We start from the raw sequence: 24,270 nt of genomic DNA on the forward strand, positions 1-24,270 counted from the left end.
CGCGGAGACCGGCCGTACGGGCTCAGCGCCGCTCCAGCACACCCCGTACGAACGCCGCCTGCCCGGCATGCTGCAGATCGTCGGCCAGTACGCTGACCAGGCGTACCCCCAGCGTCACCGGCGGATCCCAGCCCTCGTCCACCACGCGGTCCAGATCGGCGGCGGCGAGCCCGCGGACGAAGCGCGTCGTCTGCTCGTGCACCGCCTCGAAGTACCCCAGCAGCAGCTCGCCCGAGTCGACGCGGACGGTGCCGGCCTGCCGCGCGGTGTGGCCGTACCCGGTGGAATCGGCGGGCAGCGGCAAGGCGAACCGGTCCGCCCACTCCTGCGCCTGCCACACCTGCTCCAGATCCGCGGCGTCCGCCACGTGATCGTCCTGCACCCGCGTCAGATGCCAGACCAGCCATGCGATGGAATTGGCGGCCGGGTCGATCCGGGCGTTGAGGTCCTGCGCGGAGAGCCCGTCCACGACCTCGTGCACCACCTCCTGGATGCGTCCGAAGCCGTCGGCGATGACGTCCGTAACCTTCATGCACCATCCCCAGTCGTATCGCGGGCGCCCTCGCCCGGCGACCATGCAAGCCGCCCGGCCCGCCGCGGAGCACGCGACACGCCCGAATACGGGTCCGGCCGGGGGCTACATGGGGTCCATGGTTCCGCTGCCGGGGCCGTTGACCTCCTCGCTCGTCTCCCTGACCCGCAGCGCCTGCTCCGTCAGCCGCTGGCGCTCCGCCGGGTCGGTGGCGTGCGCCGCCTCCTGTTCCAGCCGCTCGGCCTCGTCCCGCATCCGCCGGGTGCTCTCCTCGGTCCCGTCCGCCTTCTTCATGATCACTCCTGTCGTACCGGTCTTGGTCGTCGGGCAGGGTTCGTACGGGTCATCGCTAGGGCTCACGGCCCCAGATCGTGGCACGCCCTCGGCCACGGCCGCGGTCTCCGCGGTCACCGGTTCGGTCGCCGCTGCCCGCCTGCCCCGGGTCCGAGGGCACAAACGCGGACGCCCACGACGGGGCGCGGCGGGCGCGGCAGGGGCGCTCAGATCCTGCGCCAGCGGGCGCTGGCCCAGGAGAACACACCGTAGGTGATCAGCCCCACGGCTATGAGCATGAGGAGCCAGGGACCCGCGGACGTCTGGGAGAAGGAGCGCAGGGTGTCGTCCACGCCCTTCGCCTGACCCGGCTCATGGCTGAGCCCCGCGGCCACGGCGAAGCCGCCGGCGGTGGCGAAGACCACCCCGCGGGCGACACCGCCGACGACGCCCAGGAGGTCGACGACACGTCGGGTCCGGGCAGACATCTCGCCCGTCTTCAGGTCCTTGCGGAACTTGTGCCGGGCTGCCTGAACGGCCATCCAGACCCCGGAGCAGACGATGGCGGCGCCGACGGCGGCGACGATCCACTGGCCCGCGGGCCAGCTCAGCACGGTGGCCGTCACGTCGTTGGACTGCTGGTCGGAGGAGCCGCTGCCGCTGCTCTTGTCCCCGGCGGCATAGGCGAGGACGGAATAGGAGACGAAGGCGTAGAAGAGGCAGCGAGCGGCCGCCAGCGCACGCTTGCCGGGCTTGCGGCCGCCTTCACCCGCCTTTCCGAAGATCGCCTCGGTCAGCTGCCAGAGGGCCATACCCGCCAGCGCGACGCCGATCAGCCACAGCAGGACACTGCCGAAGGGCTTGGCGGCGACCTCCGCCAGGGCGCCGCCGCGGTCCGCCTGCTGACCGCCGTCGTCGGCGAAGGCGATGCGCAGAGCCAGTACGCCCACCAGGACGTAGATGACCCCGCGCCCCAGGAAGCCGCCGCGCGCCCCGGCCTCGACAGCGCCACTGCGTGCGAAACGCTCGGCCCGCGAACGTCCGGGTCGAGTGCGGAACGGTGCGTGAGGAGACATGTCCGCCGCCTACCCCGGGACGGGCCCGGTATCCCGGCCCGGTCCGGGGACCCGCCGGGCGCCCGGCACGACGGTGATAGAGGGGGAGGTTTACCAGTAGTGGCGCCGCCCGCCGATCGCGTGCCCCAGGGATCCCAGGATCCACAGGATGGCTCCGATGACGACCAGGATGATTCCGATCGTCCACAGAATGGAGATACCGGCCACGTAACCGACGACCAGCAGGATGATTCCGAGCACGATCATGGTGCTCTCCGATCTCGCGCAGTACCTACGCTTCTCTCCCCAGAGTAGATCCATGCCGAGAAGACGGCTTGCGGAGCCCAGGAGGCGTTTTTGGCACCTTCGGAGCCGCCGCCCGCACGGGGAGGCGTACCGGTTCCCGATGGTGGTCTCCGTCCTCCGCATTCACGAGCGGATGGGGAATCGCGGCCGTTCGTGGATTCGTGGGTGTAGAGACCGGACGACGGGGCACCCGAGGCAGCGGAGGTTGACAACTATGGTTCCCCTGCTTCTCGTTCTTCTGCTCGCCCTGATCCTCTTCGGCGCCGGTTTCGCCCTGGAGGCGCTGTGGTGGATCGCCGCGATCGTCCTGGTCGTGTGGCTGGTGGGCTTCGTCGCCCGCCCGGCGGGCGGCGGCGGCCGTTGGTATCGCTGGTAACGGCATCACCGCATAACGGCGTCACCGTGTCCCAGGAAAAGGCGGGGCACAGAACGATCAGATTTTCCCGCTATCGAAGGAGTCTCGTTTCCATGAGCGGCAATGTGTGGGCTTACCGCCAGACCTCCGGCTACCTCCCGGGTACGGACCTCACCGGCTACAAGGTGGAGGCGACCGAGGGCCCCATCGGCAAGGTGGACAAGCACACGGACGAGGTGGATTCCTCCTATCTGGTGGTGGACACCGGAGTATGGATCTTCGGAAAGGAGATCCTCCTCCCGGCCGGAGCCATCACGAAGGTCGACGTGGAGGAAGAGAAGGTCTACGTCGACCTCACCAAGGACCAGATCAAGAACGCGCCGGAGTTCCACCGGGACAAGCACCTGGGCGACGCGGGGTACCGCGAGGAACTGGGCACCTACTACGGCACCGGAGCGCCGTTCGGCGGCCGCCCGGCCTGACATCCTCACACCGCTGGGGGTCGACACCACCGGGTGTCGGCCCCCAGCGGCATGTCCGCGGCCCTTGCGTCCCGCGTCCGCGCCCCGCGCCGATCGGGCTCTGCGGCCCGGGCGTTCGCGAACGGCACCTGGATGTGCCGTACATGTGCAGGTCGTTCGAAGAGTGTGATCGTTCCGAGGTGCTAACGAGGAGGTCTCTTTAAGAAACCTTGTTGAATAACGGTGACGGGCGGGGCGGCCTTGAAATCACCTCTGCGAATCGGTCAGGGTTTCGAACCAACCCCCGGAGATCTTCCGGCTCCACAGGGGTTGCGCGACAACGCTTTGACGCCCCACACGTCAACACGAGGAGCACCTCTTCATGTCAACCCACAAGCATGCACGCACACGTTCACGCGGGCTCCGGCTCCTGGCAGTGGCCACGGGAGTCACCACCGCAACCGGCGTCTGCATGCTGTTATCCCCTTTCGCCGGTGCGACCGCCCCGGCCGAGGGAACGGTGTACGGGCTCGGCGCACCCGGAGCGCTCAGCGGCAGCTACATCGTCATACTCGACCAGGCGGCGGACAAGCGGGCCCTCGCCAAGAAGTACGGCGGTGAGCTCCAGCGCAGCTACACGTCCGCGGTCAACGGCTTCTCCACCTCCGGGCTTTCGGAGACCGCGGCCAAGCGCCTCGCCGCCGATCCGGCCGTGGACAAGGTCGTCCAGAACAAGAAGTTCTCCATCAACACCACCCAGGACAACCCTCCGTCGTGGGGCCTCGACCGCGTCGACCAGACGGGGACGGCGGGGGACAAGAAGTACACGTACCCCGACGCGGGCGGTGAGGGCGTCACGGCGTACGTCATCGACACCGGCGTCCGGATCAGCCACAAGGACTTCGGGGGCCGGGCCGAGCACGGCTTCGACGCCGTGGACAACGACCAGAGCGCCGACGACGGGAACGGCCACGGCACGCACGTCGCCGGCACGATAGCCGGCCAGGCCCACGGGGTCGCGAAGAAGGCCAAGGTCGTCGCCGTGCGCGTACTGGACGACAGCGGGTCGGGCACCACCGAGCAGGTCGTCGCCGGCATCGACTGGGTGACGCAGCACCACACCGGGCCCTCGGTGGCCAACATGAGTCTCGGCGGCGGCGCGGACGAGGCGCTCGACGAGGCCGTGCGCCGGGCGATAGCCGCGGGTGTCACCTTCGCCGTCGCGGCCGGCAACGAGTCGAGCGACGCGGGGCAGGGCTCGCCCTCACGGGTCCGGGAAGCCATCACGGTGGCCTCCAGCACGGTCACCGACGCCCAGTCCTCCTTCTCCAACTTCGGTTCCGTCGTGGACCTCTACGCGCCGGGCTCGGACATCACCTCGACCTGGAACGACGGCGACACGGGTACCAAGACCATCTCGGGCACCTCCATGGCCACCCCGCACGTCGCCGGAGCCGCGGCCCTCTATCTGGCCGGTCACAAGGACGCCTCTCCCTCGCAGGTCGCGCAGGCCCTGACCACGGGGGCGACCGCCGGAAAGATCAGCAACCCGAGCACCGGTACTCCGAACAAGCTGCTCAACGTGTCCGCCCGCTAGCGGGGCCGTCCGCGGGAGAAACCGGGGCCGCTCGCACCGAGGGGGTGCGAGCGGCCCCGGCGTGCCGCCGGAGCGACAGGTGTCAGCGGCGCGGGGCGCGGATCAGCGCGTCCACGGCTTCCACACCTCCTCGTTGCGCTCCACCCACTTCTTCGCGGCCTGCTCCGGAGGCAGCTTCTCCTCGGCGATCATCAGGGCCACCTCGTTCTGCTCCTCGACGCTCCAGCGGAACTTCTTCAGGAAGGCGGCCGCCTTCCCGCCCGCCTGGGAGAAACGCGTGTTGAGGTACTTCTGGAGCGGTGTGTGCGGATAGGCGCAGGCCACCTTCTCCGGGTCCGCGTCGCACCCCTCCCGGTACTCGGGAAGCACGACCTCCGTCATCGGGACCCGCTCGAACAGCCACTGCGGCTTGTACCAGTAGGTCAGGAAGGGCTTGCCCTCCTTCGCGAACTGCTTGATCTGGGTGATCTGCGCGGCCTCGGAGCCCGCGAAGACCACCTCGAAGTCCAAGTCCAGGTTCTTCACGAGCGCCTTGTCGTTCGTGACGTACGAGGGCGAGCCGTCCATCAGCTGGCCCTTGCCGCGGCTCTCGGCGGTCCGCAGCAGGTCCGCGTACTTGTCGAGGTTCTTCCAGTCGGTGACGTCCGGATGCGCTTCGGCGAAGTACGTGGGGACGAACCAGCCGATGTGGCCGGTCACGCCCAGCTCGCCGGCCGGGGTGATCGTCTTCTTGTCCTGGACGTACCGCTTCTCCTGCTCCGGGTGGCCCCAGTCCTCCAGGATCGCGTCGACGCGGCCCTGGCTCAGCGCGTCCCACGCGGGGACCTCGTCCACCTGCACCGTGTCCACGCGGTAGCCCAGCTCGTGTTCGAGCAGGTAGGCGGCGACGGCGGTGTTCGCCTGGGCGCCCACCCAGGACTGGACGGACAGGGTGACGGTCTTGGCGCCCTGCGCGGCGGCGTACGGGGAGGACTGGCGGGTCATGTCGGCCGCGCCGCAGCCGCTGAGGGCGGCGAGGGAGGCCGCGGCGGCGAGTGCGGCGACCGCACGCCGGCCCCGCCCCTGGTGTCGTACCTGCATGTCAGGCCTCCTTCGCGGGCTGGGTGACGCGGTCGAGCATCAGGCCGAGGCATACGATCGCCGCCCCGGCCACCAGGCCCGTGGCCAGGTCACCCTGGGCCAGGCCGAGGACGATGTCGTAGCCGAGCGCACCGCCGCCGACCAGCCCGCCGATGATGACGACGGCCAGGACCAGCACCACCGCCTGGTTCACGGCGAGCAGCAGGGCCGGCCGCGCCAGCGGCAGTTGCACCTGCCGCAGCTGCTGCGATCCGGTGGCGCCGAGCGAGCGGGCCGACTCCAGCGCCGCCGGATTCACCCCGCGCAGGCCCTCGGTGGTGATGCGGACCACGGCGGGCAGCGCGTACACGACGGCGGCGGCCGCGGCGGGCGCGCGACCGACCCCGAACAGCGCGACCACCGGAATGAGGTAGACGAACTGCGGCATGGTCTGGCACACGTCGAGCACCGGGCGCAGCAGCCGGTGGGCGCGGGCGCTGCGGGCGGCGCCGACGGCGATAGCGAAACCGAGGACGAGGGTGACGGCGACGGCGGCCAGCACCTGGGAAAGCGTGTCGAGGGAGGAGTCCCACACGCCCAGGACACCGATGGCGGCCAGCGCCAGCACAGCCGTCAGTGCGGTACGCCGGGTGCCGGCGAGGAGACCGAGCGCGCCGACCGTGATCAGGAGCAGCCACCAGGGGGTGGCCTGCAGCCCGGCGCGCAGCGGGTCGAGGATCCAGCCGGTGAAGCGGGCCGCCCAGTCGGCGGTGCCGCCGACGACGGGCACCCCGGAATAGAGGTGATCGGTCATCCAGGCGACCGCCCGGTTGACGGGCTCGGCGATCGGCACGGTCCAGGATTCGGGCCACAGGGAGGTGCCCGCGATCCGGCCCGCGACGGCGGCGGCCACGGCCGCGAGGCCGGTGAGCAGGCGTCCGTACCAGCCGGCGAACACCCGGCGCAGCAAGGAGCGCTCGGCCGCGGGCAGCAGGGCCGCCCCCAGGCGGGTGCCCGCCGCGTCGGCGGTGCGGTCGAGGACCACCGCGAGCAGCACGATGGGGATGCCGGCGGCGAGCGCGGCGCCGACGTCCACGGAGGCGAGGGCCTGGTAGACCCGGTCACCGAGACCGCCCGCGCCGATCACGGAGGCGATGACGGCCATCGACAGCGCCATCATGACGGCCTGGTTGACCCCGAGCAGGAGGTGCCGGCGGGCCAGCGGCAGCCGCGCGGTGAGCAGGCGCTGGCGGCCGGTCGCGCCGAGCGAGGCGGCGGCCTCCAGCACCCCGGGGTCGGCCTGGCGCAGGCCGAGTGCGGTGAGCCGGGCCATCGGCGGGGCCGCGTACACGACGGTGGCGAGGACGGCGGCGGGCACGCCGATGCCGAAGACCAGCACCATCGGCAGCAGATAGGCGAAGGCGGGCAGCACCTGCATGGTGTCGAGCACCGGGCGCAGCGCCCGCCCGGCCCGCGGGGACAGCCCGGCGGCGAGGCCCAGCAGGGCGCCGAGCACGACGGAGGCGGCGACGGCCACGACCATCAGGGCGAGGGTCTGCATCGTCGGAACCCACATGTCGAGCAGCCCGCAGGCGGCGAAGGCGGCGACGCAGGTGGCGGCGAGCCGCACGCCCGCGAGGCGCCAGGCGACCAGGCCGGCCGCGGCGGTGACGCCGGTCCAGCCGGCGGCGAGCAGCATGACGTACACCGCGCGGACGGACGCCACCACGATGTTGCTGACATGCCCGAAGAAGTAGAGGAAGAGCGGGTGGCCGTCGCGGTTGTCGATGATCCAGTCGCCGGCCCGGCCCAGCGGCCCGGACAGGTCGACGGTCAGGGCGGAGGGCCAGGTCCCGGCACCGGGGAAGAGGACCGCGAGCGGGAGGAGTACCAGGGCGGCGAGGACGAGGGGCAGTACCCCGCGGCGCGCGCGGCGGCGCAGCGGCAGGGCCTTCGGACGCCGCCCGGGCGAGCTCGCGGCGGCGGTCGGCCGCGCGGGCTCGGACCGGTCACGTGCGCCGGGTGCCTCGGGCTGCCCGGGGCGGCCCCGCCGTCCGGGCTCCCGTACGGGGGTCGTGGTCGTCGCGGTCATCCGCACCACCTCCCGGTCCGGGCGACGGCCACGGCGCGGTGGGCCCGGCGCGTCATGCCGCCACCCCCCGGCCGGCCGTGGCGGGAAGGTTCGCCACGACGGCGAGCAGCCCCGCGTCGTCCACGATCCCCAGGCACCGTCCGTTGTCAACGACTCGGGCCGGGCCGCCGCTGCGGGCGACGGCCTCGATGGCTTCCACCACGGTGGCCCCGGGGGTGAGCGCCGGCCCCTGCTCGGCCTCTCCGGCCGCCGCGGGGCGCATCGCGCTGCGCACGGTGAGCACCTGCTCGCGCGGCACGTCGCGGACGAAGTCCCGTACGTACGCGTCGGCGGGGGAACCCACGATCTCCTCGGGAGTACCGAGCTGCACGATCCCGCCGTCGCGCATCAGCGCGATGCGGTCGCCCAGGCGCAGCGCCTCGGACAGGTCATGGGTGATGAAGACCATCGTGCGGCCCTCGTCGTGGTGGAGCCGGGCCACCTCGTCCTGCATCTCACGGCGGATCAGCGGGTCCAGGGCGCTGAAGGGCTCGTCGAACAGCAGCACTTCCGGGTCGGCGGCCAGGGCGCGGGCGAGACCGACGCGCTGCTGCTGACCGCCGGAGAGCTGGCCGGGCCGCCGGTCCTCCAGGCCTTCGAGGCCCACCTTGGCGACCATCTCGGCCGCCTTGGCGCGCCGCTCGGTGCGGCTCACGCCCTGGATCTCCAGGCCGTAGGCAACGTTGTCCAGGACGGTGCGGTGCGGCAGCAGTCCGAAGTGCTGGAAGACCATCGCGGCGCGGTGGCGGCGCAGGCCGCGCAGCCGCGCCGGATCCATGGCGAGCACGTCCTCGCCGTCGATGGAGAGGGACCCGGCCGTGGGCTCGATCAGCCGGGTCAGGCAGCGGACGAGGGTGGACTTGCCCGATCCGGACAGGCCCATGACGACGAAGACCTCGCCCTTGCGGACGTCGAAGGTCACGTCGCGGACGGCAGCGGTGCAGCCGGTGCGCTCGCGCAGTTCGGCGGCCGGCAGGGAGGCGAGCTCGGAGCCCGGCACCCGGACGGCCTTGCGCCGGGGGCCGAAGACCTTCCACAAGCCCTCGACGGAGAAGACCGGAGTGCCGCCCGGGTCGTCGGAGCCGCGGGGATCCAGGGCGCTGCGGGTCACGGAGGTGGTGGGGGTGGCGTTCACCGGACCTCACCTCGCAGCAGCTCGGCGGCTTTCTCGCCGACCATGAGTACTCCGATCATCGGATTGACCGCGGGCATCGTCGGGAAGACGGAGGCATCGGCGATACGAAGGCCGTCGAGTCCGCGCACCTTCAAGTCCGGTGCCACGACGGCGCTCTCGTCGTCAGCGGCGCCCATCTTGCAGGTACCGGCGGGGTGGTAGACGGTGTGCGCCACCGAACGGGCGTAGTCGCTCAGCGCCTCGTCGTCGGTGATCTCGGGTCCGGGGCAGACCTCGCGCCGCAGCCACCCGGCCAGCGGCTCCGTGGCCGCGATCTCGCGGGCCAGCTTGATCCCGTCCACCAGGGTCCGGCCGTCGTAGTCGTCCTCGTCGGTGAAGTAGCGGAAGTCCAGGGCGGGTTTCGCCTCCGGGTCCGCGCTGGTGAGGTAGAGGCGGCCGCGGCTGCGCGGCTTGGGGATGTTGGGGGTCATCGAGACGCCGTGGGCGGGGCGTTCGTAGCCGAGCCGCTCCGGATTGTCGGTGAAGGGGATCTGGTAGAAGTGGAACATCAGGTCTGGCCCTGGGGAGTCGGGGTCGCGCCGGACGAACAGCCCCGCGTCGCTCTCCATCGCCGAGTTCTCGGGGATCGGGCCGTTCGTCTCCCAGACGATCACCGACTCCGGATGGTCGAGGAGGTTCTCACCGACCCCCGGCAGATCGAGGACCACCGGGATCCCCAGGGCCTCCAGGTCCCGGCGCGGGCCTATGCCGGAGTGCAGCAGCAGCCGCGGCGTGTCGACCGCGCCCGCGCACACCAGCACCTCGCGGCGGGCCCGGATCAGTGAGCGCGTACCGTCCCCGGCCCGGACGTGCACGCCCCGCGCCCGGGTGCTTTCCACGTCCAGGCGGTACGCCCACGTCTCCAGCAGCAGCTTCAGGTTGGGGCGGTCGTCCATGACCGGGTGGAGGTACGCCACCGAGGCCGAGGAACGCTTGTTGTCCTCCGGGTGGTAGGCGAGGTCGAAGAACCCGGCCCCCTCGTGGAACGGCTTGCGGTTGAAGCCCTCGACGCGGGGCACGCCCAGCGCGCTCTGCGCCGCGTCCACGAAGTCGCGGGCGATGGCGTTGCGGTCGGCCTCGGCCACCGGCACGATGTTGTTGAGGAGCCGGTCGAAGTACGGCTCCATGGCTGCCGCGTGCCAGCCCTCGGCGCCCGCCTGCGACCACTCTTCCCAGTCGGACGGCAGCGGCTTGAAGGCGATGAGGGTGTTGTGCGAGGAGCAGCCTCCGAGCACCCGGGCGCGGCTGTGCCGGATGTGGGAATTGCCGCGCGGCTGCTCGGTGGTGGGGTAGTCGTAGTCGAGCTCCCCGCCGAGCAGGCCCATCCAGCGGCGCAGGGTGAGCACGTCGGGACGGTCGACGTCGCTCGGCCCGCCCTCGATGACGGCGACGGTGACGTCCGGATCCTCGGTGAGGCGGGAAGCGATCACGGAGCCCGCGGTGCCGCCGCCGACGATGACGTAGTCGTACTCCTGCGACTGCTCCGGCTCCTCGGCCCGCTCCCGGTCCGGGGCCGGGCCGTGGGGGTGGGAGCCGTCCGTACGGGTGTGGTGGTGCGTGGGGGTGGTCATGTCTCTCCTGCTCCGTCAGCCCGCGAACCAGCGCACGGGGCGCGGAGCGAGGTTCTGGTACACGTGCTTGGTCTCGCGGTACTCGGCCAGGCCCGACGGGCCGAGCTCGCGCCCGATGCCGGACTTTCCGAAGCCGCCCCACTCCGCCTGCGGCAGGTAGGGGTGGAAGTCGTTGATCCATACGGTGCCGTGGCGCAGCCGCCCGGCCACCCGCCGGGCGCGGCCCTGGTCGGCCGTCCAGACGCCGCCCGCAAGCCCGTACTCGGTGTCGTTGGCGAGCGCGACGGCCTCGTCCTCGGTACGGAAGGTCTCGACGGTCAGGACCGGCCCGAAGACCTCTTCGCGCACCACCCGCATGCGGCGGTGGCAGCGGTCGAGCACGGTGGGACGGTAGAAGTAGCCGGGACCGGCGGGCCGTTCACCGCCGGCCCGCAGCACGGCGCCCTCGGTCAGCGCGGAGGCGACGTACGACTCCGTCCGCGCGAGCTGCGCGGCCGAGACCAGCGGGCCGCACTCGATCCCCGGGTCGGTGCCCCGGCCCAGGCGGATCTTCTCGGCGCGCCGGGCCAGTTCGGCGACGAACCGCTCGCGCAGCGACTCCTCGATGATCAGCCGCGAACCGGCCGAGCACACCTGGCCGCTGTGCATGAAGGCGGCGTTGAGGGCCTGGTCGACGGCGGTGTCGAAGCCTTCCTCGGTGGCGCAGGCGTCGGCGAAGACCACGTTCGGGTTGTTGCCGCCGAGTTCGAGGGCGACCCTCTTCACCGTGTCGGCGGCCGCACGCATGACCTTCGTACCGCTGGCGAGCCCACCGGTGAAGGAAACCAGGTCGACATCGGGGTGGGCGGCGAGGCGGGCGCCGACCGGGTCGCCCGCGCCGGTGACCACATTGGCGACTCCTGCGGGCAGCCCCGCCTCCACCAGCAGTTCCACGAGGGCGACGGTGGTCAGCGGAGTGAGCTCGCTCGGCTTGATGACGAAGGTGTTCCCCGCCGCCAGGGCCGGGGCGATCTTCCAACTGGCCTGGAGCATCGGATAGTTCCACGGCGTGATCAGGGCGCACACCCCGACCGGCTCATGGACGACGACGCTGTGGATATCGGGGGAACCGGCGTCCACGACGCGGCCGGCGCCCTCACCGGTGACGAGGTCGGCGAAGTAGCGGAAGGCGTCGCTGACGCAGTCCACGTCCACGCGGCCCTCTTCGAGTGTCTTGCCCGCGTCCCGGCTCTCCAGGAGGCCGATGCGCTCGCGGTCGCGCTGGAGCAAGTCCGCCGTGCGGCGCAGCAGTGCGGCCCGTTCGGAGACCGGGGTGCCCGGCCATTCGCCGCCGTCGAAGGCGGCGCGTGCGGCGCTGATGGCCGCATCCGTGTCGGCGGCGCCGCCTTCGGCGACCACGGCGAGGACGGTGGCATCCGCGGGATCCACGATCTCCCGGGTGGCTCCCGAGAGCGCGGACCGCCATGCCCCGGCTATGTGAATGGTTGGCTGCTCCGACACGACGCGCTGTACCTCCGCTTCCGCACCGCGGCGGACCCGCGGTGATCTGGCAAGGTCCGCGCATGCCCCGTCCTCGGCCGGGCAAGCTCCTGAGTTACGCAAAGTGACCGGAGTCACTCGGGGTGCGGGTGGGGCCCCCCGAGGGGCGGGGGAGCGGGCGCCGGGAGGCGCGGGACGCGATCGAGCCGCATACGGCCGGCTCACGCGGGCCGGCTCCCGCGCTGACGCGTGCGGCTCCCCCGTCCGGCCGACCCGTCCCGCCGACCGTGCCGCTCACCCGTCCGGTCTAGGGCGGGTCTATGGGATCTTGTCGGCCGAGCCCGCGTTGTCCGGCGCCGTGCATCCCGAGGCGGAGGAGCTTGCCTCGTATCTGGACGTACTGGGAGGCCCCGACAACGCGGGGAGGTGCGGTGCCGGGCAGCGCGGGCCGGCAAGATCCGAAAGGCACGCCCTAGACCTCCGAGCCCCCTCCGCTTCAGTCCGGTGAGCCCAGGACCTCGCGTGCGCCGGGCAGGTCATGGACGTCGGCCGCAGTCCCGGTCAGCGGCAGCAGCGCTTCGAGCGGGCACAGTACGGGCGTCTCGTGATCGACCTCCCACTGCCCGGCCCGGTTCCGCCCGGCGTGGTCCCTGGTGCAGATCGCGTACAGGTGACTTGAGCAGCCCCGGCACACCAGGGGCCGGCGGCCGCTCACGGCCGGCCCGGTGACGGCGCGGGAGTCGCGGGAGGGGCGGGCGTGAGCCGGGCCCGACCGTGCCCGCCCCGCCGCGTGAAGGGCAGGGGCAGCGGCCGCCTCGCCGGAATGCCGGGTCCGCCGCCCGCTTGTAGCGTCGGTCGCGTCAGGAGTCCCGGCGACCCGACGAGAACCCGCCGGCCGCTTCGCACGCACGGGTCACTGCCCGTCAGCGCGCCGAGCCGCCACCCGCGTGCAGCCCGTGTCACCGACGCGTCGGTCCGACCTTCGCGCCACCGGGCGCATGCGGCGCAGCCACCGTACGAGAGGCCGTGCCGATGTCGAACGATGTCCCCATAGCGAGCCTGCTGCGTGTCGAGAAGGGCGTGGCCGCCCCCGAGGAACTGGCGGCGATCGCGGTCGTGGTCGCCTGCTACGCGCGCCGGACCACCGGAAAGGCGGTCGAGGGCGCCGGTTGCGTACTCCACCGCCGACGACCCGGATGGCGTAACGCGAGCTGCTGGGCCAGCTGCTGGGCCTGCCGCTGAGCCGGGCGGTGAGCCGGCCGCTGAGCCGGCCGCTGAGTCTGCCGGTGGTGCCGAGGCCGCGTCTGCCCGGCCTGCCGCTGAGTCCCTTCCGCCGGCCGCGCGCCCGGCCGGCGGAAGGGGTCGTGAAGCGGTCACGCCCGGTGCAGCACCGTCGAGAGGACGTCGAGAAGCTGCGCCTGCGGATCGGCCACCGCGCCCTCGGACCGCCACGCCACGAATCCGTCCGGCCGTACGAGCACCGCGCCCTCGGCCGTCATCGCGTGGACCTCGGTCCAGTCCGCCTCGCCCTCCGGGATCAGGTCGGCGTCCCCGGTCCGGCCGAAGGTGTAGGCCTCCAGTCGGACCGGCATCCGGCGCGCCACCTGCCGCGCTGCCTCCTGCCACGGCGTGCCGTGGCCGCTGAGCAGTACGAACGACCGCTCGTAGAGGTCAAGCGTGGAGATCCGCGCACCGGCCCTGGTCACCCACATGTGCGGCGCCCGGGTACCGGTGTCGCCCTTCAGGCGCAGCGCATCCGGGATGACGGGCCGCCCGGGCTCGCCGCCGAGGACCGCGCCGCGCGGGTAGCAGTAACCCATCGCCGTGGTGAGGACCCCGCTGCCCGGGCCGCCGCCCATGGTGGGGGGCGGCACGTAGCCGGGGTGGCTGTGTTCGGCCGAACGAGCGGAAGCGCGCTCGCTCGTGGCGCGGGCCACCGGCAGCCGCTCGGCCTCGTAGGTGTCGAGCAGCTCGACTCCGGCGGAGCCGTCCAGCACGGCCGCGATCTTCCAGGCCAGGTTGTGCGCGTCCTGGATGCCGGTGTTGGAGCCGAACGCGCCGGTGGGGGCCATCTCATGGGCCGCGTCACCCACCAGGAAGACCCTGCCGACCGAGTACTGCTCGGCGACCCGCTCCGCCGCGTGCCAGGGCGCCGTGCCGCCGATCTCGACGTCCAGGTCGGGTACGCCGATCGCCTCGCGGATCTGCGCCGCGCAGCGCTCGTCGGTGAAGTCCTCCAGGGTCTCGCCCGTCTCCGGGTGCCAGGGGGCGTGGAAGACCCACTGCGTTTCGTTGTCGACGGGAAGCAGCGCCCCGTCGGCGCCCGGGCGCATCAGGTAGCAGACGATGAAGCGCAGGTCGCCCAGGGCCTCGGCGAGCCGCTCGGAGCGGAAGGTGATGCTGACGTTGTGGAACAGTTCGCCGTTGCCGGTCTGGGGGATGCGCAACGCCTCCCGGACGGGGCTGCGCGGGCCGTCGGCGGCGATCAGGAAGTCCGCGCGGACGGTGAGGTGCTCACCGGTGTCGCGGTTCTTCACGAGGGCGCTCACGCCCGTGGCGTCCTGGTCGAAACTCATCAGTTCGGTGGAGAACCGCACGTCGGCGCCCTGCGCGCCGCTCTGCGCGGCCAGCACCGGCTCGATGTTGTTCTGGCTGCACAGGCACCAGCCGGTCGGGCTGAGCCGGGCGATCGCCCCGGACGGGTCGACCGCCTTGACGAGCCAGTTGTGCTCGCCTCCGATGAGCGACTCCGTCTGAAGAATGCCCTGATTGGCCTCAAGCGCGGAGGCTTCCTTCCGGATGGCGGGCTCGGCGCCCGCCGTCCGGAAGAGTTCCATGGTCCGGGCGTTGATTCCCCGTCCGCGAGGGTGGACGGAGGTACCGGCGTGCTTTTCGACCAGCAGGTGCCTGATGCCGTGACGGCTCAGGAACAACGAGGTGGACAGGCCCACGAGGGAGCCGCCCACGACGAGAACCGGTACGCGAACATCGGCTTTGTCTTCCATCAGCTGCGGGCTCCTGTTTCCTGTGGGGGGCAGTGCACTGTCTATGCCCCCGATCCGTGATGAGGCCCGGGCGAGTCGCCCGTTGTCACCCGCTTGATCCGGACATGTAGCGGTACGTCCCCATACGGATGACGATGAGCCACAGCGGCTCCCCCTGAGATGCGCCGGCCTGCTGTTCCCACCGAGGCGGCCGCCGGGCCCGGGCGGACGCCACCGATGACGGACGAGGGGTGCCGGGAGCGACGGAGCTCGCGACGGATCTCCACCCCCTCACGAAGGAGTGAGCAGATGACAACCACCCTGTCCGAACGGGTGTCGCAGTCGGCCTTCGACGGCTCCATGCTCCGGGTCGTGCTGCTGATGGACCTCCACGAGGGGGCCCAGCAGCGGTTCTTCGAGGCGTACGAGAAACTCCGCCACGACATCGCCTCGGTCCCGGGCCACATCAGCGACCAGCTGTGCCAGTCCTTCGAGAACCCTTCGCAGTGGCTCATCACCAGCGAGTGGGAGAGCGCCCCCCAGTACCTCGCCTGGGTCAACAGCGAGCACCACGCCGAACAGGTGAAGCCGCTGGGCGCCTGCGCCCGCACCATGCGCCCGCTCAAGTTCACCGTGCTGCGGGAGACCGGCCGGGGCTACGACCAGGCGGCGCGCCCGTCCCGGGCCCGGCTCCAGCCCTCGCCCCGCCTCGGCGCGGGCATCGTCCGCCACGCCCTCACCTTCACGGTCAAGCCGGGCAGCGAGAAGGAGGTCGCCTCCATCCTCTCCAGCTACGCTTCCCCGGCGGCCCGGGTCGACGACCACACGCGCCTCTGCCGCACGTCCCTCTTCATGCACGGCAACCGGGTCGTACGGACGGTGGAGGTCCAGGGCGACCTGATGGCGGCCCTGCGCCACGTCTCCGAGCAGCCCGAAGTGCGGGCCGTGGAAGAGGCCATCAACCCCTACCTGGAGCAGGACCGGAACCTGAACGACCCGGAGTCCGCCCGCATGTTCTTCATGCGCGCCGCCCTCCCGGCCGTCCACCACGTCGCCGCGGTGGAACCGGAGTCCGACGAGGTGAAGCGGCACGCGCTGTTCTACCCGGCCAAGCCCGGCTGCGGCCCCGCGCTCGCCAAGTTCCTGGCGCGGCAGGACGAGGCCGCCGCGCACCGCCCGGCGGGCATCGTGCGCAGCAGCAGCATCTTCCAGCGCGACGACATCGTCGTCCGCCTCATCGACGTCCGCGGCCCGCTCGACGCGGAGCCCGCGGCGGCCCTCGGGGTCGAAGGGGCGCGCAAGGCGGCGGTGCTGGAACGGCTGATGGCCGGAGCCGGGCGGCCCGCCCGCGCCGCGGACCACACCATGAAGCTGATCACCGACCGCAGGGCCCCGGCGCCGTCCTGAACCCGGGCCCAGGCCCCGGGTCCAGGGCCCGAGCCCGAGCCCGCACCGCCCTGAGCTCCCCCCGCCCTCGATTCACGCCGTGCTCGCACCGCCCGCCCCCGGGGCCGCTCCGCCATCACCGCCCCCAGCCCCCACCAGCCCCCGTCCAGGCTCCATACGCCAGGAGGAAACCCGCCATGACCCAACATCGCCCACGCATCGTGGACCTCAGCGAGACGCAGCCCAACCGCAGGCGCGGAGGCGATCTGAGGGCCGTGCTGACCCCGACCTCGGTGGGCTCCACCAGCGGTTTCATGGGTCTGGCCGTCATGGCCCCCGGTGAGTCGATCGCCGAGCACTACCACCCGTACTCCGAGGAGTTCGTGTACGTGGTCAGCGGGCGGCTGGAGGTCGACCTCGACGGCGAGCCCCACCCGCTGCGGACCGACCAGGGACTGCTCGTCCCCCTCAACGTGCGCCACCGCTTCCGCAACGTCGGGGACACCGAGGCCCGCATGGTCTTCCACCTCGGCCCGCTCGCCCCCCGGCCGGAGCTCGGCCACGTGGACACCGAAGAGGCCCCGCACCCGGAGAGCACGGGATGGGACCGGCCGCCGGACCGGACGGAGGTGGTCTCATGACCCGCCGACGAGTGGCGGTCACCGGAGTCGGCGTCGTCGCACCGGGCGGGATAGGCGTCCGCGCCTTCTGGGACCTGCTGGCCAACGGCCGTACGGCGACCCGCGGGATCACTCTGTTCGACCCGAAGGGTTTCCGCTCCCGGATAGCCGCGGAGGTCGACTTCGACCCCGCCGCGCACGGCCTCTCCCCGCAGGACACGGACCGGGCGGACCGGTACATCCAGTTCGCCCTGGTCGCCGCCCGGGAAGCCGTACGCGACGCCGGTCTCGACCTCTCCACGGACGAGGCATGGCGGACCGGTGTCTCCCTCGGCACGGCCGTGGGCGGCACCACCCGCCTGGAGCACGACTACGTCGCCGTGAGCCAGTCCGGCGCCTGGTGGGACGTCGACCACCGGCTCGCCGGACCCTACCTGCACCGGGCGTTCACGCCCGCCACCCTCGCCTCCGCCGTGGCGGAACAGACGGGTGCGCGCGGCCCGGTGCAGACCGTCTCCACGGGCTGCACCTCGGGACTCGACGCCGTCGGGTACGCCGTTCATTCCATCGAGGAGGGCCGGATGGACATCTGCATCGCCGGCGCCTCGGACTCACCCGTCTCGCCCATCACCGTGGCCTGCTTCGACGCCATCAAGGCGACCTCGCCGAACAACGAGGACCCGGCCCACGCGTCGAGGCCCTTCGACGCCGACCGGGACGGATTCGTCCTCGGCGAGGGCGGCGCCGTCCTCGTACTCGAAGAGCTGGAACACGCCCGCGCCCGCGGTGCGACCGTCTACTGCGAGATCGGCGGTTACGCCACCTTCGGCAACGCCCACCACATGACCGGGCTGACCGCCGAGGGCCTGGAGATGGCCCGGGCGATCGAAACCGCCCTGGCCCAGGCCCGGATCGCCGCCGATGAGATCGACTACGTCAACGCGCACGGCTCCGGGACCAAGCAGAACGACCGCCATGAGACCGCGGCGGTCAAGCGGGTCCTGGGCGAGCACGCCTACAAGACGCCGATGACCTCCATCAAATCGATGGTGGGGCATTCCCTCGGCGCCATCGGCGCCATCGAACTGGCGGCCTGCGTGCTCGCCATGACCCATCAGGTCGTGCCGCCGACGGCGAACTACGAGACCCCCGACCCCGAGTGCGACCTCGACTACGTCCCGCGCACCGCCCGCAGCCGCACGCTGCGCAACGTGCTCTCGGTCGGCAGCGGCTTCGGCGGATTCCAATCCGCCGTCGTCATGACCCGGCCGAAGGAGGAGGTCACATGACCAGCCGTACGGTCATCACGGGAATCGGGGTCATCGCGCCCAACGGCATCGGCGCCGATGCCTTCTGGAAGGCGACCCAGTCCGGCCTCAGCGTCCTGGACCGCGTCACCCGCCCCGGCTGCGAGCATCTGCCGCTGCGCGTAGCGGGCGAGGTACGGGGCTTCGATCCGGGCGCGATGGTCGAGGACCGCTTCCTCGTGCAGACGGACCGCTTCACCCACCACGCCCTGGCCGCGGCCGACCTCGCCCTGCAGGACGCCCGGCTCGGCCGCGCCGACTACGAGGGCGACCCCTTCTCCGTGGGCGTCGTCACGGCGGCCGGATCCGGCGGCGGCGAATTCGGGCAGCGCGAGCTGCAACGGCTGTGGGACCAAGGCCCCCGCTACGTCGGCCCCTACCAGTCCATCGCCTGGTTCTACGCCGCGAGCACCGGTCAGATCTCCATCCGCCGCGGACTGAAGGGCCCCTGCTCCGTCGTCGCCAGCGACGAGGCCGGCGGCCTGGACGCCTTCGCGCACGCCGCCCGGGCGATCCGCCAGGGCAGCCGGGCGATGCTGGTCGGGGCGACGGAGGCGCCCCTCGCGCCGTACTCCCTCGTCTGCCAGCTCGGGTACGAGGGACTGAGCACCGCGGAGGACCCCGAACGCGCCTACCGGCCCTTCACCGCCAAGGCCTGCGGCTACGTCCCCGCGGAGGGCGGCGCGATGTTCCTCGTCGAGGACGAGACCGAGGCCCACCGCCGTGGCGCCACGGTCCGCGCCGTGCTCGCCGGCCACACCGCCACCTTCACCGGCACCGTACGGCCCGACGAGTCCGGGGAAGGGCTGGCCCACGCGATCCGGGGCGCCCTGCGGGAGGCGGCCTGCGCCCCCGAGGAGATCGACGTGGTCTTCGCGGACGCCCTCGGCACCCCGGAGGCGGACGCGGCCGAGGCGCGGGCGATCGCCGACGCCCTCGGCGCACACGGGCGGAAGGTTCCGGTGACGGCGCCCAAGACCGGCACCGGCAGGGCGTACTGCGCGGCGCCCGCCCTCGATACCGCGGCGGCGGTCCTGGCACTGGAGCACGGCACCGTCCCGCCGACCCCGAACGTCTACGACGTGTGCCACGACCTGGACGTGGTGACCGGCAGCGCCCGCTCCGCGGAGCTGCGCACCGCGCTCGTGCTGAGCCGCGGCCGGATGGGCTCGCACTCCGCGCTCGTCCTGCGCAAAGGCCCCCCGGCGCCCCTGTAGCAGTCCCCTCGTAGGAAGAGAGAAACCACCATGTCGGACCGACTGACCATGGAGGAGCTGGCGGCCCTGATGAAGAGCGCCGGCATCAGCGTCGACCCCGCCGAGATGGCGAGCCGCCCGGAATCGGCGTTCGAGGACTACGGCCTCGACTCGCTGGGCCTGCTCGGCATCGTCGGAGAGCTGGAGAACCGGCGCGGCCGGGCCCTGCCCGCCGACGCCGACCGCTGCAAGACCCCCCGAGAGTTCCTCGACCTCGTCAACAACAGCCTCATGACAGGAGCCTGAAATGCCGGGACACACCGAGAACGAGATCACCGTCAAGGCGCCCGTGGACGTCGTGTGGGAGATGACCAACGACCTGCCGAACTGGCCCCAGCTGTTCAGCGAGTACGCGTCGATCGACATCCTCGCGCAGGAGGGGGACACCACGCGGTTCCGCCTGACCATGCACCCCGACGAGAACGGCAAGGTGTGGAGCTGGGTCTCGGAGCGCACGACGGACCGCCCGGCCCTGACGGTACGGGCACGCCGGGTCGAGACCGGCCCCTTCGCGCACATGGACATCCACTGGCAGTACTTCGAGGTGCCCGGCGGCACCCGGATGAAGTGGACCCAGGACTTCGCGATGAAGCCGGACGCGCCGGTCGACGACGCGTGGATGACCGACAACATCAACCGCAACTCCAAGGTCCAGATGGCCCTCATCCGCGACAAGATCGAGCAGCGCGAGCGCGAGACCCGCACCCCCGCGGTCAGCCGTATCTGACACGAAAGGCAAGCACCCGGATGCACACCACGCACCGTGCTCTGATCGTCGCCCGTATGGCGCCGCAATCGGCACCCGACGTCGCCGAACTCTTCGCCGCCTCGGACGCGGGCGAGCTCCCGCACCTCGTGGGGGTCACGCGCCGCAGCCTGTTCCAGTTCGGCGACGTGTACCTCCACCTCATCGATTCAGACAGGCCACCGGGACCTGCCATCGCGCAGGTCACCGACCACCCGGCCTTCCGGGACCTGAGCGAGCGGCTCACCGCGTACATCAGCCCGCACGACCCGGACACCTGGCGCGGTCCCCAGGACGCGATGGCCCACGAGTTCTACCGCTGGGAGAGGTCCGGCAAGCGCTGAACCGCGCGTCCGGCCGGGACCCGCACACCGAGTGTGCGGGTCCCGCCGCGCGTCCGGGGCCCCCGCGGCCCTTGCGTCCACGGGACCCGGCGCAGCGCGCCCCGCGCCCGGAGCGGCAGGTCGGCCACAGGAGGTGGGCTATGTTGGAACACGAGTGACATGAGAAGGAGGGCCTCCGGTGTCATCGGGGCAGCAGCAGGCACGGGCACAGGCGGCTGCGATCACGCCGAGCGGGCAGTCGTCGGAGCCGGGCGGCGCCCCGGCCGACAAGCTCCTCGCGCCGGCCGACCGGCTCCTGGCCCTCTTCGACGGCCGCCGCCTGTCCCCGGGACAGCGGCGCATCGCCCAGTACCTCATCGACCACCTCACCGAGGCCGCGTTCCTCTCGATCACCGAGCTCGCCGAACGGGTCGGCGTCAGCCAGCCCTCCGTGACCCGCTTCGCCGCGTCCCTGGGCTTCAGCGGCTATCCGGCCCTGCGCGAGGTGCTCCAGCCCATCGCGCTGAGCGCGATCGCCGGCTCCCCGGACAGCCGCGAGGAGATCCGCCGCAACGAGCTCCAGACGGCGGTCGACGCCGAGATCGAGAACCTGGAGAACGTCCGCCGGCTGCTCGCCGACACCAACCAGGTACTCGACATCGGCCGCGAGCTGGCCGCTTCCGTGCCGCTGACCGTTCTCGGACTGCGCATCTCGGTCTCCCTGGCGGAGTACTTCGCCTACGCGGCCCGGCGCATCCACCCCGACGTACGCCTGGTCACCCGCGGCGGCAGCGTGGCCTACGACGCGCTGCTGCAGTCCCGGGCGGCGGGCGGGACGTGGGTCCTGGCCTTCGCCATGCCGCGGCACGCCAAGGAGACCCTGGCGGCCCTGCGAGCGGCGCGCAGCACGGGGCTGCGCGTCGTGCTCATCACGGATCCGACCCTCGGGCCGCTGGTCGACGAGGCGGACGTGTCGCTCACCGCGGGCACGGGCTCACGCCTGGTGTTCGACTCCTACGCGGCCCCCGGAATGCTGTCCGCGGCGCTGTTGCAGGCGATGGCGGACGCCGACCCCGAGCGGACGCAGGCCCGCCTGGAGGGCTACGAGCAGGTCGCCGACCAGCACGGCTTCTTCCTGTAGAGCGTCGACCGGCCACCAGACCGGAGGGACGCATTCAGCTGCGTCGCGCATGAAATTTTTCATGCGCTTGCGTACTCGACGGTATATATGTTTACTGACGGCGGCGCTCCGGATCCACCAGATGCCAGGAGGGCGATCCCCACGCCCTTCCAGAACAGACACACCGCGTGACGCTCCTCCTCACGTCGCGGCCGTGTGTCGAGTCCGGGCTTTCGGATCCGCTGAGCGCCCATGGCGGCCTCGGTCAACCCCTGGGCCGAGGCCGCCCCCGCACGTCTCGATCAGAGTTCGACACCCCTCGGAAGTGACGAGAATGCCGCAGACGGCCCCCATCACGCGCAGCCCGGACTGGCCCCTCCAGGTCAAGCCGCCCGGCACTCATGACTGGGAGCGCACGGCCACGCGCTGGCTCCGGGACCTGCTCCCGGCGCGTTACGGCGGCTATTTGACGCTGACTCGCCATCACGTGCTCCTCTCCCGGCACGTGCAGCTCCAGTTGCAGCACGAGATGCGGGCCGTGCGGGTGGCGTTGCAGACCAGCCGGGCCGAACTGCCCATGCTCGGCGTGGCGGAGTCCGTGATCGAGAACTCGATCAGGATGTACGCCGTGGAACTCGAACAGCTCAGCCGCCTGGCCCGGGGCGTCCGGCTCGTCACGGACGCGCTCCTGGCCAACACCCCCGCACAGCGCAGGCGCTGACGCCGCTCGCGGCCCCTCCCGGCCCTGGTTACGCGGACTGCCAGGAACGCAGGCGGTCCGCCACGTCGAAGACGCTCAGCCGCAGCAGGCGGATGTCGGTGATGAGCTCGCGCCACCTCTCGTACGGCGCGTCCACGGATTTCCCGCAGGCCTCGATGTAGGCGACGGCGACCCCGTAGGCGAAGTACTCGTTGGAGGCGGGGAGGGGGCGGAGCAGGACGATCGCGTCCAGGAGGGCGGCCGCGCGCCAGTAGGCGTCGGGGCGGTCCACCTGGAGGCTGGGCGTGTTCACGCGGTGCCGGGTGACGGCGGCGGCCAGTGCGGAGTGGTCGGCCACCTCCACGTCCTTGAACAGGGCTTCCTGCCGCTCCAGCAGCCAGCGGTGGTCGATGTGCAGTTCCACGCGGGCCTCACACCGCCCGGGCGCCGGTGCGCGCGGGCCCGGCCTCGTTCTGCCCAGCGGCGGCGAGCCGTTCGCGGACGTCGGTGTCGACCTCGGCGGTGGTGGTGTCAGCCATGTTCCGAGTATGCGCGCCCGGGCGCGGCCCGGGTGGCTGTTCGCCGGAGCCGGTGGTGGGTGGCGCGGCCGTCCGGGACGTCGGGGACCGCCCGGGCAGGCCGGCCCCGCCCGGGCGGGCCTGCCTGCTTCGGCGGCCCTCCGCCCGGACGGCTCCTCGGCTGGACGGCTCGGCGGGTCGCGTGGATCACCTTCCGGTATCGCGCCGCCACAGGGGGTTCCGTAGCGGAGCCTTTGCCTCCTACGGTCTGTCCAGCACAGTTCCGGATCAGGAGGCAGCGTGACGCGGGAGCTCGACATCGATCAGCTGGTGACGGCGATGAAGGCGGTCGACGAAGCAGGCCGGCTCTTCGAGGAGGCCCTCGCCGTGTACGAAGGACGCGGCCTCAAGCGGACCAACGACGACTTCAAGGTGGCGGGCGGAGCCGTCCAGACCCTGCAGGGCGCCGAGGAGATGGCGCTCGGAACCCGCAGGTTCCTCGCCGAACTCGCACTCGTCGTGGGGTACGCGACCGCCGGCATCGAGGGTCGCGCGAGCGGAAAGCTGGCGCTGGCGCGCTCCGGATTCATCGGTATCGCTGGCGGCGGCTCCCGAATGGCCCGCCCGCTCCTGGAGCCGACCCTGCGGGGGCTCCGGCTCCTGCTGGACGTCGATCTCTTCGAGCCCGAATTCAAGGCGAAGATCGAGGAAGTCGTCCGGGCGGAGAAGGCGACCTACCCCGACCCCTCGATGTTCCGCGTCCCGGGAGCCGGCGGCGCCGCCTTTCCCACCACCGGCCGGACGCCATGAGCTCCCGCGCCCCCGGGGGCCGCGGCGACCGGCCCCTGGGAACGTGGGAGAACCCAGGGGCCTGGTGTCACTTCGCTGACCGGACGGTTCAACGACGACCCTGAGCGGAGGTCACGGGTGCGGGCTCCCGGGGTGCCGGGTCCGCTTCCGGGGGTGAGGCTGGTGGTATGCGTCATGCGCCAGTCGTCGTGCACCGGATCCACCCGTCGGGAGGCCGGCAGGTGACCCTGCGGACCATGAGCGGAGAGGAGTCGCTGGGTCTGGCCCACTCCGACGAGGACGTCATCGAGTTCCTCCGGCGGGCCGGGATGCCCGACCCCGACGACGTGGTCCTCGGCGACACGGCGCTGGTGGAGTGGGACACCGACGTGCCCCACGTGTACATGGCCGACCCGCCGACCGACGACCTGCCGTGAGGCACACGCGCCGTGACCCTCGCGGTCCGTGACTCTCGCGGGCCGTGATCGCGGGGCCCGGTAGTGGCCTGAGCCCGCTCGCCGCCCGACCG

The 24,270-nt window shown here is 72.0% G+C and carries 27 protein-coding genes; 15 read left to right on the forward strand and 12 right to left on the reverse strand.

From position 1 onward, the window contains the following. Positions 1-22: 22 nt before the first annotated feature. From ACWDX7_RS13495 to ACWDX7_RS13510, 4 genes are all read right to left on the reverse strand, one after another. A complete protein-coding gene (locus tag ACWDX7_RS13495) occupies positions 23-532 on the reverse strand; it encodes a mycothiol transferase (protein WP_451491636.1) in 510 nt (169 codons plus the stop codon). 105 nt (positions 533-637) lie between these two features. Continuing rightward, a complete protein-coding gene (locus tag ACWDX7_RS13500; protein WP_451491635.1) occupies positions 638-892 on the reverse strand; it encodes a DUF6381 family protein in 255 nt (84 codons plus the stop codon). Between the two features lie 140 nt (positions 893-1,032). Then, positions 1,033-1,881, reverse strand: coding sequence for a DUF1206 domain-containing protein (locus ACWDX7_RS13505; RefSeq protein WP_451491634.1), 849 nt, complete (start codon positions 1,879-1,881; stop codon positions 1,033-1,035). Positions 1,882-1,971: 90 nt separating this feature from the next. Further along, on the reverse strand, positions 1,972-2,127 hold the full coding sequence (locus ACWDX7_RS13510; RefSeq protein ID WP_451491633.1) for a DUF6131 family protein: 156 nt from the start codon (positions 2,125-2,127) through the stop codon (positions 1,972-1,974). 253 nt (positions 2,128-2,380) lie between these two features. Between ACWDX7_RS13510 and ACWDX7_RS13515 the strand changes: the two genes are divergently transcribed. The 3 genes from ACWDX7_RS13515 to ACWDX7_RS13525 all read left to right on the forward strand — a co-directional run bounded on the left by ACWDX7_RS13515 (position 2,381) and on the right by ACWDX7_RS13525 (position 4,579). Next, positions 2,381-2,542, forward strand: a complete 162-nt coding sequence (locus ACWDX7_RS13515) for a hydrophobic protein (protein WP_451491632.1) — start codon at positions 2,381-2,383, stop codon at positions 2,540-2,542. 92 nt (positions 2,543-2,634) lie between these two features. Further along, positions 2,635-3,003, forward strand: coding sequence for a PRC-barrel domain containing protein (locus ACWDX7_RS13520; protein ID WP_451491631.1), 369 nt, complete (start codon positions 2,635-2,637; stop codon positions 3,001-3,003). 361 nt (positions 3,004-3,364) lie between these two features. Continuing rightward, positions 3,365-4,579, forward strand: a complete 1,215-nt coding sequence (locus ACWDX7_RS13525) for a S8 family serine peptidase (protein WP_451491630.1) — start codon at positions 3,365-3,367, stop codon at positions 4,577-4,579. Between the two features lie 102 nt (positions 4,580-4,681). Here the strand turns inward: ACWDX7_RS13525 and ACWDX7_RS13530 are convergent, their stop codons facing one another. The 6 genes from ACWDX7_RS13530 to ACWDX7_RS13555 all read right to left on the reverse strand — a co-directional run bounded on the left by ACWDX7_RS13530 (position 4,682) and on the right by ACWDX7_RS13555 (position 12,708). Continuing rightward, complete coding sequence (locus tag ACWDX7_RS13530) at positions 4,682-5,659, reverse strand: ABC transporter substrate-binding protein (protein ID WP_451491629.1); 978 nt, start codon at positions 5,657-5,659, stop codon at positions 4,682-4,684. 1 nt (position 5,660) lies between these two features. Then, positions 5,661-7,730 (reverse strand): ABC transporter permease subunit, encoded by a 2,070-nt coding sequence (locus ACWDX7_RS13535; RefSeq protein WP_451491628.1) that lies wholly within the window; start codon positions 7,728-7,730, stop codon positions 5,661-5,663. A gap of 52 nt (positions 7,731-7,782) precedes the next feature. After that, a complete protein-coding gene (locus tag ACWDX7_RS13540) occupies positions 7,783-8,880 on the reverse strand; it encodes a quaternary amine ABC transporter ATP-binding protein (RefSeq protein WP_451491680.1) in 1,098 nt (365 codons plus the stop codon). Positions 8,881-8,900: 20 nt separating this feature from the next. Next, a complete protein-coding gene (locus ACWDX7_RS13545) occupies positions 8,901-10,514 on the reverse strand; it encodes a GMC family oxidoreductase (RefSeq protein ID WP_451491627.1) in 1,614 nt (537 codons plus the stop codon). Between the two features lie 15 nt (positions 10,515-10,529). Next, positions 10,530-12,014: an aldehyde dehydrogenase family protein gene (locus ACWDX7_RS13550; protein ID WP_451491626.1), complete on the reverse strand. Its 1,485-nt coding sequence runs from the start codon at positions 12,012-12,014 to the stop codon at positions 10,530-10,532. Positions 12,015-12,489: 475 nt separating this feature from the next. Further along, positions 12,490-12,708 (reverse strand): hypothetical protein, encoded by a 219-nt coding sequence (locus tag ACWDX7_RS13555; RefSeq protein WP_451491625.1) that lies wholly within the window; start codon positions 12,706-12,708, stop codon positions 12,490-12,492. 317 nt (positions 12,709-13,025) lie between these two features. On the opposite strand from ACWDX7_RS13555, the gene ACWDX7_RS13560 reads away from it, so the two are divergent. Continuing rightward, positions 13,026-13,235, forward strand: coding sequence for an acyl-CoA carboxylase subunit epsilon (locus ACWDX7_RS13560; protein WP_451491624.1), 210 nt, complete (start codon positions 13,026-13,028; stop codon positions 13,233-13,235). A 131-nt stretch (positions 13,236-13,366) separates the two neighbouring features. Here ACWDX7_RS13560 and ACWDX7_RS13565 read toward each other — a convergent pair whose 3' ends face one another. After that, positions 13,367-14,998, reverse strand: a complete 1,632-nt coding sequence (locus ACWDX7_RS13565; protein WP_451491623.1) for an FAD-dependent oxidoreductase — start codon at positions 14,996-14,998, stop codon at positions 13,367-13,369. Positions 14,999-15,286: 288 nt separating this feature from the next. Between ACWDX7_RS13565 and ACWDX7_RS13570 the strand changes: the two genes are divergently transcribed. The 9 genes from ACWDX7_RS13570 to ACWDX7_RS13610 all read left to right on the forward strand — a co-directional run bounded on the left by ACWDX7_RS13570 (position 15,287) and on the right by ACWDX7_RS13610 (position 22,455). After that, the gene (locus ACWDX7_RS13570; RefSeq protein WP_451491622.1) at positions 15,287-16,384 is read left to right on the forward strand and encodes a SchA/CurD-like domain-containing protein; all 1,098 of its coding nucleotides are present in this window, start codon (positions 15,287-15,289) and stop codon (positions 16,382-16,384) included. A gap of 176 nt (positions 16,385-16,560) precedes the next feature. After that, positions 16,561-17,004: a cupin domain-containing protein gene (locus ACWDX7_RS13575; RefSeq protein ID WP_451491621.1), complete on the forward strand. Its 444-nt coding sequence runs from the start codon at positions 16,561-16,563 to the stop codon at positions 17,002-17,004. Beyond that, on the forward strand, positions 17,001-18,272 hold the full coding sequence (locus ACWDX7_RS13580; protein WP_451491620.1) for a beta-ketoacyl-[acyl-carrier-protein] synthase family protein: 1,272 nt from the start codon (positions 17,001-17,003) through the stop codon (positions 18,270-18,272). The genes ACWDX7_RS13575 and ACWDX7_RS13580 overlap by 4 nt, the downstream gene beginning before the upstream one ends. Beyond that, the gene (locus ACWDX7_RS13585) at positions 18,269-19,507 is read left to right on the forward strand and encodes a beta-ketoacyl synthase N-terminal-like domain-containing protein (protein ID WP_451491619.1); all 1,239 of its coding nucleotides are present in this window, start codon (positions 18,269-18,271) and stop codon (positions 19,505-19,507) included. Before ACWDX7_RS13580 ends, ACWDX7_RS13585 begins: the two co-directional genes overlap by 4 nt. 30 nt (positions 19,508-19,537) lie before the next feature. After that, on the forward strand, positions 19,538-19,792 hold the full coding sequence (locus ACWDX7_RS13590; protein WP_451491618.1) for an acyl carrier protein: 255 nt from the start codon (positions 19,538-19,540) through the stop codon (positions 19,790-19,792). A gap of 1 nt (position 19,793) precedes the next feature. Then, complete coding sequence (locus tag ACWDX7_RS13595; protein ID WP_451491617.1) at positions 19,794-20,273, forward strand: SRPBCC family protein; 480 nt, start codon at positions 19,794-19,796, stop codon at positions 20,271-20,273. 20 nt (positions 20,274-20,293) lie between these two features. Next, on the forward strand, positions 20,294-20,635 hold the full coding sequence (locus ACWDX7_RS13600) for a TcmI family type II polyketide cyclase (RefSeq protein ID WP_451491616.1): 342 nt from the start codon (positions 20,294-20,296) through the stop codon (positions 20,633-20,635). Between the two features lie 178 nt (positions 20,636-20,813). Further along, positions 20,814-21,755, forward strand: coding sequence for a MurR/RpiR family transcriptional regulator (locus ACWDX7_RS13605; RefSeq protein WP_451491615.1), 942 nt, complete (start codon positions 20,814-20,816; stop codon positions 21,753-21,755). Between the two features lie 313 nt (positions 21,756-22,068). Further along, entirely contained in the window at positions 22,069-22,455 is a 387-nt protein-coding gene (locus ACWDX7_RS13610) for a hypothetical protein (protein WP_451491679.1), read from the forward strand. 28 nt (positions 22,456-22,483) lie between these two features. On the opposite strand, the gene ACWDX7_RS13615 is transcribed toward ACWDX7_RS13610, so the two are convergent. Beyond that, on the reverse strand, positions 22,484-22,858 hold the full coding sequence (locus ACWDX7_RS13615) for a toxin Doc (RefSeq protein ID WP_451491614.1): 375 nt from the start codon (positions 22,856-22,858) through the stop codon (positions 22,484-22,486). Between the two features lie 394 nt (positions 22,859-23,252). Between ACWDX7_RS13615 and ACWDX7_RS13620 the strand changes: the two genes are divergently transcribed. Together ACWDX7_RS13620 and ACWDX7_RS13625 are read left to right on the forward strand one after the other, a co-directional pair. Then, positions 23,253-23,762 (forward strand): hypothetical protein, encoded by a 510-nt coding sequence (locus ACWDX7_RS13620; RefSeq protein ID WP_451491613.1) that lies wholly within the window; start codon positions 23,253-23,255, stop codon positions 23,760-23,762. A 167-nt stretch (positions 23,763-23,929) separates the two neighbouring features. Continuing rightward, complete coding sequence (locus tag ACWDX7_RS13625; RefSeq protein WP_451491612.1) at positions 23,930-24,178, forward strand: hypothetical protein; 249 nt, start codon at positions 23,930-23,932, stop codon at positions 24,176-24,178. Positions 24,179-24,270: the final 92 nt, after the last annotated feature.

This window comes from Streptomyces sp. NPDC003034 (assembly GCF_053591375.1).

Excerpts from the sequence above, each read along its gene's own strand:
- ACWDX7_RS13560 (WP_451491624.1), top strand. The coding sequence starts at position 13,026 with ATGTCGAACGATGTCCCCATAGCGAGCCTGCTGCGTGTCGAGAAGGGC.
- ACWDX7_RS13590 (WP_451491618.1), top strand. The coding sequence starts at position 19,538 with ATGTCGGACCGACTGACCATGGAGGAGCTGGCGGCCCTGATGAAGAGC.
- ACWDX7_RS13530 (WP_451491629.1), bottom strand. The coding sequence starts at position 5,659 with ATGCAGGTACGACACCAGGGGCGGGGCCGGCGTGCGGTCGCCGCACTC.
- ACWDX7_RS13520 (WP_451491631.1), top strand. The coding sequence starts at position 2,635 with ATGAGCGGCAATGTGTGGGCTTACCGCCAGACCTCCGGCTACCTCCCG.
- ACWDX7_RS13610 (WP_451491679.1), top strand. The coding sequence starts at position 22,069 with ATGCCGCAGACGGCCCCCATCACGCGCAGCCCGGACTGGCCCCTCCAG.
- ACWDX7_RS13495 (WP_451491636.1), bottom strand. The coding sequence starts at position 532 with ATGAAGGTTACGGACGTCATCGCCGACGGCTTCGGACGCATCCAGGAG.
- ACWDX7_RS13585 (WP_451491619.1), top strand. The coding sequence starts at position 18,269 with ATGACCAGCCGTACGGTCATCACGGGAATCGGGGTCATCGCGCCCAAC.
- ACWDX7_RS13625 (WP_451491612.1), top strand. The coding sequence starts at position 23,930 with ATGCGTCATGCGCCAGTCGTCGTGCACCGGATCCACCCGTCGGGAGGC.
- ACWDX7_RS13570 (WP_451491622.1), top strand. The coding sequence starts at position 15,287 with ATGACAACCACCCTGTCCGAACGGGTGTCGCAGTCGGCCTTCGACGGC.
- ACWDX7_RS13565 (WP_451491623.1), bottom strand. The coding sequence starts at position 14,998 with ATGGAAGACAAAGCCGATGTTCGCGTACCGGTTCTCGTCGTGGGCGGC.
- ACWDX7_RS13525 (WP_451491630.1), top strand. The coding sequence starts at position 3,365 with ATGTCAACCCACAAGCATGCACGCACACGTTCACGCGGGCTCCGGCTC.
- ACWDX7_RS13575 (WP_451491621.1), top strand. The coding sequence starts at position 16,561 with ATGACCCAACATCGCCCACGCATCGTGGACCTCAGCGAGACGCAGCCC.
- ACWDX7_RS13510 (WP_451491633.1), bottom strand. The coding sequence starts at position 2,127 with ATGATCGTGCTCGGAATCATCCTGCTGGTCGTCGGTTACGTGGCCGGT.
- ACWDX7_RS13600 (WP_451491616.1), top strand. The coding sequence starts at position 20,294 with ATGCACACCACGCACCGTGCTCTGATCGTCGCCCGTATGGCGCCGCAA.
- ACWDX7_RS13580 (WP_451491620.1), top strand. The coding sequence starts at position 17,001 with ATGACCCGCCGACGAGTGGCGGTCACCGGAGTCGGCGTCGTCGCACCG.
- ACWDX7_RS13515 (WP_451491632.1), top strand. The coding sequence starts at position 2,381 with ATGGTTCCCCTGCTTCTCGTTCTTCTGCTCGCCCTGATCCTCTTCGGC.
- ACWDX7_RS13535 (WP_451491628.1), bottom strand. The coding sequence starts at position 7,730 with ATGACCGCGACGACCACGACCCCCGTACGGGAGCCCGGACGGCGGGGC.
- ACWDX7_RS13505 (WP_451491634.1), bottom strand. The coding sequence starts at position 1,881 with ATGTCTCCTCACGCACCGTTCCGCACTCGACCCGGACGTTCGCGGGCC.
- ACWDX7_RS13595 (WP_451491617.1), top strand. The coding sequence starts at position 19,794 with ATGCCGGGACACACCGAGAACGAGATCACCGTCAAGGCGCCCGTGGAC.
- ACWDX7_RS13545 (WP_451491627.1), bottom strand. The coding sequence starts at position 10,514 with ATGACCACCCCCACGCACCACCACACCCGTACGGACGGCTCCCACCCC.